Source organism: bacterium, assembly GCA_021159335.1.
In the GTDB taxonomy this organism is placed as follows: Bacteria; UBP14; UBA6098; order B30-G16; family B30-G16; genus JAGGRZ01.
Window position 1 is genome coordinate 1 of the sequence record JAGGRZ010000040.1, and the last position, 5,263, is coordinate 5,263.

General features: G+C 44.3%; 7 protein-coding genes. 1 reads left to right on the plus strand and 6 read right to left on the minus strand.

Translation table 11 applies throughout. From position 1 onward, the window contains the following. The coding region (locus J7J62_02470) for a hypothetical protein (GenBank protein ID MCD6124018.1) at positions 1 to 230 on the minus strand (230 nt) is incomplete at its 3' end. 64 nt (positions 231 to 294) lie between these two features. Here J7J62_02470 and J7J62_02475 point away from each other — a divergent pair. Further along, complete coding sequence (locus tag J7J62_02475) at positions 295 to 1,125, plus strand: hypothetical protein (GenBank protein MCD6124019.1); 831 nt, start codon at positions 295 to 297, stop codon at positions 1,123 to 1,125. On the opposite strand, the gene asnB is transcribed toward J7J62_02475, so the two are convergent. From asnB to J7J62_02500, 5 genes are all read right to left on the minus strand, one after another. Further along, positions 1,126 to 2,985 (minus strand): asparagine synthase (glutamine-hydrolyzing), encoded by a 1,860-nt coding sequence (gene asnB, locus J7J62_02480; protein MCD6124020.1) that lies wholly within the window; start codon positions 2,983 to 2,985, stop codon positions 1,126 to 1,128. A gap of 24 nt (positions 2,986 to 3,009) precedes the next feature. Next, on the minus strand, positions 3,010 to 3,663 hold the full coding sequence (locus tag J7J62_02485) for a TrkA family potassium uptake protein (GenBank protein ID MCD6124021.1): 654 nt from the start codon (positions 3,661 to 3,663) through the stop codon (positions 3,010 to 3,012). 1 nt (position 3,664) lies between these two features. Then, positions 3,665 to 4,243, minus strand: coding sequence for a CDP-alcohol phosphatidyltransferase family protein (locus tag J7J62_02490; protein MCD6124022.1), 579 nt, complete (start codon positions 4,241 to 4,243; stop codon positions 3,665 to 3,667). 58 nt (positions 4,244 to 4,301) lie between these two features. Further along, positions 4,302 to 4,523, minus strand: a complete 222-nt coding sequence (locus tag J7J62_02495; GenBank protein MCD6124023.1) for a T9SS type A sorting domain-containing protein — start codon at positions 4,521 to 4,523, stop codon at positions 4,302 to 4,304. After that, positions 4,450 to 5,263, minus strand: an 814-nt coding sequence (locus tag J7J62_02500; GenBank protein MCD6124024.1) for a hypothetical protein, incomplete at its 5' end; no start/stop codon positions are given. The genes J7J62_02500 and J7J62_02495, both read right to left, overlap by 74 nt.

The following is a 5,263-nucleotide window of genomic DNA, read 5'->3' on the forward strand; positions in this document are numbered from 1 at the left end:
GCAGGGAAGTAGTTTATTTTAACCGAGTCGCAGTGTGGTTTTGACGAAAAAATTATTGTCCCATCGGCTTTTATGATAACAGAATCGCGTGGAATAGTGTCGTCGCCGCATACGATAACTACTGAGGCTGGGATTATAGGGATTCCTATTTTAATGGTGTCGCGGACGCTGAATACATTTTGCCCAAAACCAAGCGATATGAAAACTATTAATGCCCAAAATCGTTTCATTATTGAATTTTACTTATTTTTTAGTATTTTTTCAATACAAATAAGTTTCACGAAGGAGAAAGCCATGAAAAAGCTTTCTTTGTTACTGCTTATTTTGGGCTTTTCCGTTCTGGCTTGCGCAGTAAGCCTTAAACCCGCTAAGAAAGCCAAAGTTGTGAAAGTTACAGTTGCCGGTAAATCATACACATACTATCTGGCTAAAAAAGGTGGATCTCTGGATTTCAAGGTTGGTAAAGCCAAGAGGCTTAAGATTTTTGTGCGCACGAGCCTGACGAAAAATACCGCTGGTTGGGTAGATATTTACATAAACGGTCAAAAGTATAAGCGAGTAAAAATTAAGCATGACAAATCCAGAAAGGCTTATGCCAAGGGAGTTGGTGCCATTACCAAAGCAACAGTGGTTAAACTCAAAGCCCCGAGAGTCGCAAAAAAGATTCGCATAAGAGGTGATGGTGACATACTTGTTCGCGCGGTAACGATGCCTAAAAGCTTCGTGGTCATTCAACCGATTAAGTCGGCGGGTACGCTTTCGCTGATCAATAATGAAAGGGAGTTTATATATAGTAAGGCGACATCCTTAAAACCCGCTGAGTATACTATATTTGGCTCGGGGACTATCGTTATTTATTCGAGGCTTATCTATCAGCCTGGTATGCTTGGCACGCAACGATATTCACTCGTCGTTACCGTGGATGGGAAGAAAACGGTTTACGACTTTGAAACTGAGAAATCCTCCCAGTCGTACTTCCGAAACGACAAAAAACTTTTACCATCACGGGCGAATAAGGTGCGTATCAAGCTCTCAGGAAAAAGTACCCACAAGATTGTTATTAAACCTACTGGTGGAGATGTTGCAGTAAGGCTTCTTGCTCAGAAGTCTATGGTTAAAAGGTGATTAAAGCCACTTTTCTGCCCATAAAACAAGCATCGTGACAAGCCACAATCTGTTGGTATTCAATGCATTTTTTGGCTTTGAATCGATAATCTTTCGTAATTCCTTATAATCTAAGAAGTTAAGTCTCTTAATTCTGCTTTCTGAGAGAGTACTTTTTGCTATTTCCGAAAGTTCTTTCCTGAACCACACTCCAAGCGGCATTCCGAAACCATGTTTTGGTCGTTGCGTTATTTCCTTGGGAAGAAATCGAGCAAGCAATTTGCGCAGGATGTACTTGCTTTGCCCGTTTTTTATCAGCATCTCATGAGGCAGCGATGCAGCAAAACTGAGTAGTTCGCCGTCCAGAAATGGTTCGCGGCCCTCAAGACTGTACGCCATAGTGGCGCGATCTGTTTTAACGAGAATGTCGTCCCTTAGGTACATTACGATGTCGGCAAGTCTGAGAAAATCAAGAGGATGGTGGGAATCGTCGATCTCGCTGAGTGTCCAATCGTTGTGAGCTGGTTCAACTCCTGTAAGCATTTCAATCTCACGCGGTGCAAAATACCGTACAGCGGCGGTATAAAGCTCCTTTTTTGAGTGTGCCTTCGAAAGCCAGTTTAGCCTTATAGACTTGGTTCCGGGGTCTTTAATCCCGAGAATTTTCAGAGCAGCTGAGCGTATTCCAGTAGGGACCTTTGTTGCCAGCGATTTTAGGACAGTCGGTGTCGAGAGCCAGCGCATCGCAAGGTTGTATCGTGTGTAGCCTGCGAAAAACTCATCCCCACCTTCAGCCGACAACGCTACTTTAACACTTTGACCCGCGAGTTTTGAAACGAGCATCGTAGGCACGGCTGATTGGTCGCCGAAGGGCTCATCGTAGACATGTGGAATCTCAAGAAGGCATTTCTTTACATCATCGGGTGTGCACGTAAGCTCGGTGTGGTCTGCGCCGATAATATCTGCTACTTTTCGAGCAAAGCGCGATTCATCGAATTTTTTCACTGGAAAGCCTATGGTGAATGTGCGCAGTTTATCGACTTTACGCGCAAGTATTGCGGCAAGAAGCGATGAATCTATACCACCGCTAAGGAATACCCCTATAGGAACATCGGCTATTATTCGCCTCGTAAAAGCCCGCTCGAGAATTTCTAAGAGCTCGTCAGTAAGCAGGGAATCCTTTTCGTGACGCTTTTCTCCGAAAAAATTCTGGGGTGAGAAGAATCTTTTTATTTTCGGTTCGGCATCGTTTTCGGAGAATTCGAGAATAGTTCCTGCTGGCACTTTGTGTACGCCTTTTATTATGCTTTTGGGTTCCGGTATGTATCCAAGCTCGAGGAAATCAGCCAGTGCAGAGAGGTTCAATTCGCGGTTTATGGTTGGGTGCTCAAGGATTGCTTTTAACTCGGATGCGAAAATTATTGAATTTCCTTTTTGCCAGAAGTAAAGTGGTTTAACTCCGAATCTATCTCGCACAAGGATCAGTTTCCTTTTCTCGTTGTCCCACAGGGCGAATGCGAACATGCCCTCAAATTCCTTCAAGCAATCGGTTCCCCATGTTATCAGCGCATTTAGCACGACTTCAGTATCGCTTTTTGTTTTGAATCTGAGCCCAAGCTGTTCCAGTTTTTTTCTTATTTCTCGAAAGTTATAGACTTCGCCGTTGTAGGTAATGACGAATCGTCCGTCGGATGATGTCATGGGCTGGTCGGCTTGAGGGGACAGGTCAATTATTCTGAGCCGTCTGTGACCAAGAAAAAGGTTACTTTCATGGTTTTCGTATATTCCCTTGGCATCCGGTCCGCGATGAGCGAGCCTGTCAAGCATTAAGGAAAGGATACTTGTGTCTCCAGCGTGCCATATTCCCGCGATACCGCACAACTTCTCCTCCAGAAAGCTTTCGAGTTATTCCATCTGTCGGATCTTTTCGAGATCTTCGTTTTTGCCGAGCATAAGTAGTATGTCGCCTTCTTGAATTTTTTCCATTGTCGCTGCGGGGACCATTCTAACATTGGTTCCGCGCCTTATCATAAGGACCTCTACGCCGTATTCGCGTCTAAGGTTTAGTTCGAGAAGTGTTTTTCCCTGAAATGTTTTTGGAGCTATTATCTCCACTATCGAGTAGTCCGGGAGTAATGGAATGTGTTCTATAATGTTTGGATGCATTATTTTCTGCGCTATTTTTCGCGCCATGTCTTCCTCGGGAAACACTACCTCGGTTGCGCCGACGAGTTTGAGGATTTTACCGTGCTCCTTACTTATGCCCTTAACAATAACCTCGGGAATGCCGAATTCCTTTAGTATCATCGTAGCGAGAACGGAATCCTCAATTTTGTTGCCTAACGACACGATGGCGGCATCAGCACCTGAAAGTCCGAGTGCGGCCAGTTCTTTTTGATCGGTAGCATCAGCACGAACGGCATAGGTGACTTTGTCAGCTATAGCTTCGGTTTTTCGTGGATCTTTGTCGATAGCTAAAACCTGCATGCCATTTGAGGCGAGCGCCAACGCTACTTCCATGCCAAATTTTCCAAGTCCAACAACGATAAATTGTCTCATTTCATGCCTCCGATACAGCTTTTATGAAGGATTTTATGTAAACAAAGCTTGAATACACCGTGAAAATTACCGCGAAGTAAAGCAGCGTGTAAGCGGGCGTTTTCGCCCCCATAGCTGTGAAAATAAACACTGCTCCCCAAATCAGTGGGCTGAGCCTTCCAGTAATGTGCGTCGAAAGTATGTGTTTGTATTGGATAACGAGGATGGTACCCATGGTTATTATAAGCAGTTCTCTTATCACGATGAAAAACGCAACCCATAGGGGCAGTTCTCTGGTAACAGAAAAGTAGATTCCGAGTGTTGCTATTATTATTTTATCGGACATAGGGTCGATAATGCTTCCGAGCTTTGAGTGCTGATTAAATTTTCTCGCGATAAAGCCATCGAGGAGGTCGGTTGCGATCATGAGTATTCCTACTTTTACTGCTGGTCCGTAGCCGTATATGTTGCGCACACTCAGCGCGTAAATAAGGAATGGAAGGAGTATCATTCTTGCCAGTGTGAGAAGATTGGGAACCGTTATTATCCGCGATGGTAGCCTGCTTAGAGGGTATGTCATAACATTTTTGTTCTTTGCCATAGCGAGTTAAAGATAGCCATAGAACGGGCTTTTAGCAAACACATGATTTAATAGCGCTTTATTTAATATAGATTAGTTTTGCGAAGTAGCTTTTTCCGTTGATTTTTATGCTGGCAAAGTATATGCCGCTTCCGATTTCGTTCTGGGGTTTCCAAGTGGCGCTTCCATCTTTCGTGGGGAGTTTTGCTATTATATGCCCTGTAATGTCATATATGTCTACGAACTTTAAAATATATGCCGCTTCCGATTTCGTTTTGGGGTTTCCATGTGGCGCTTCCATATTTCGTGGGGAGTTTTGCTATTATATGCCCTGTAATGTCATATATGTCGACGAACTTTTGAGTTTTGGTTTTTACACCGCCAATTTCGGGGGTCAGAATGTGTGTGGCTTTATTGAATGGGTTTGGGAAAGCGATTATTGATATGGTTTTGGGTTTGTTAAAGTATTTTTCACTCGTGCTGGTTATCTCGTAAACTCCAAAATGGTCGAACCATACTTTTCCTGTGTGTCGTCTGAACAGGGCATAGAGAATTATTCTTCTTATGGGGGATGGTGGATGTATTATGTGTGATGAATATTGCCAGTCGTGAGTTCCCACGTGGAATCTTGCGCACTCGCCGTAAAGTCTTGTGCCATCTGCGCAGTAGCCATCGACATAAATTGAGTAGTGATTGTTTTCCACCCCGCCTACTGATTCAGCTTTCGAATAGCCGAAAATCAGAAGGTCCTTGGGAGTCGTTTGGTTTATGTCGAGAACCATGTATGCGCCGTACGAGGAATCATCGGTGGTGCTTTGGCACATTATTGACCTGTGCCCGGAGTATGCGCAGGTTCCCGAGGTATCGTATATGAAACCATTATAGTAGGGGCGCCAGCCATCGGGATTCATGTCATTGTCGACATCCCATTCGAACGACCAGTTTGGTAGTATGTTAAGCGTGTCCGTGGGCTTCACGATTACATTAGCTGACCTTACAGCTACGAGACCATAGCTGTTGTACGCCACGATTTTGACATCT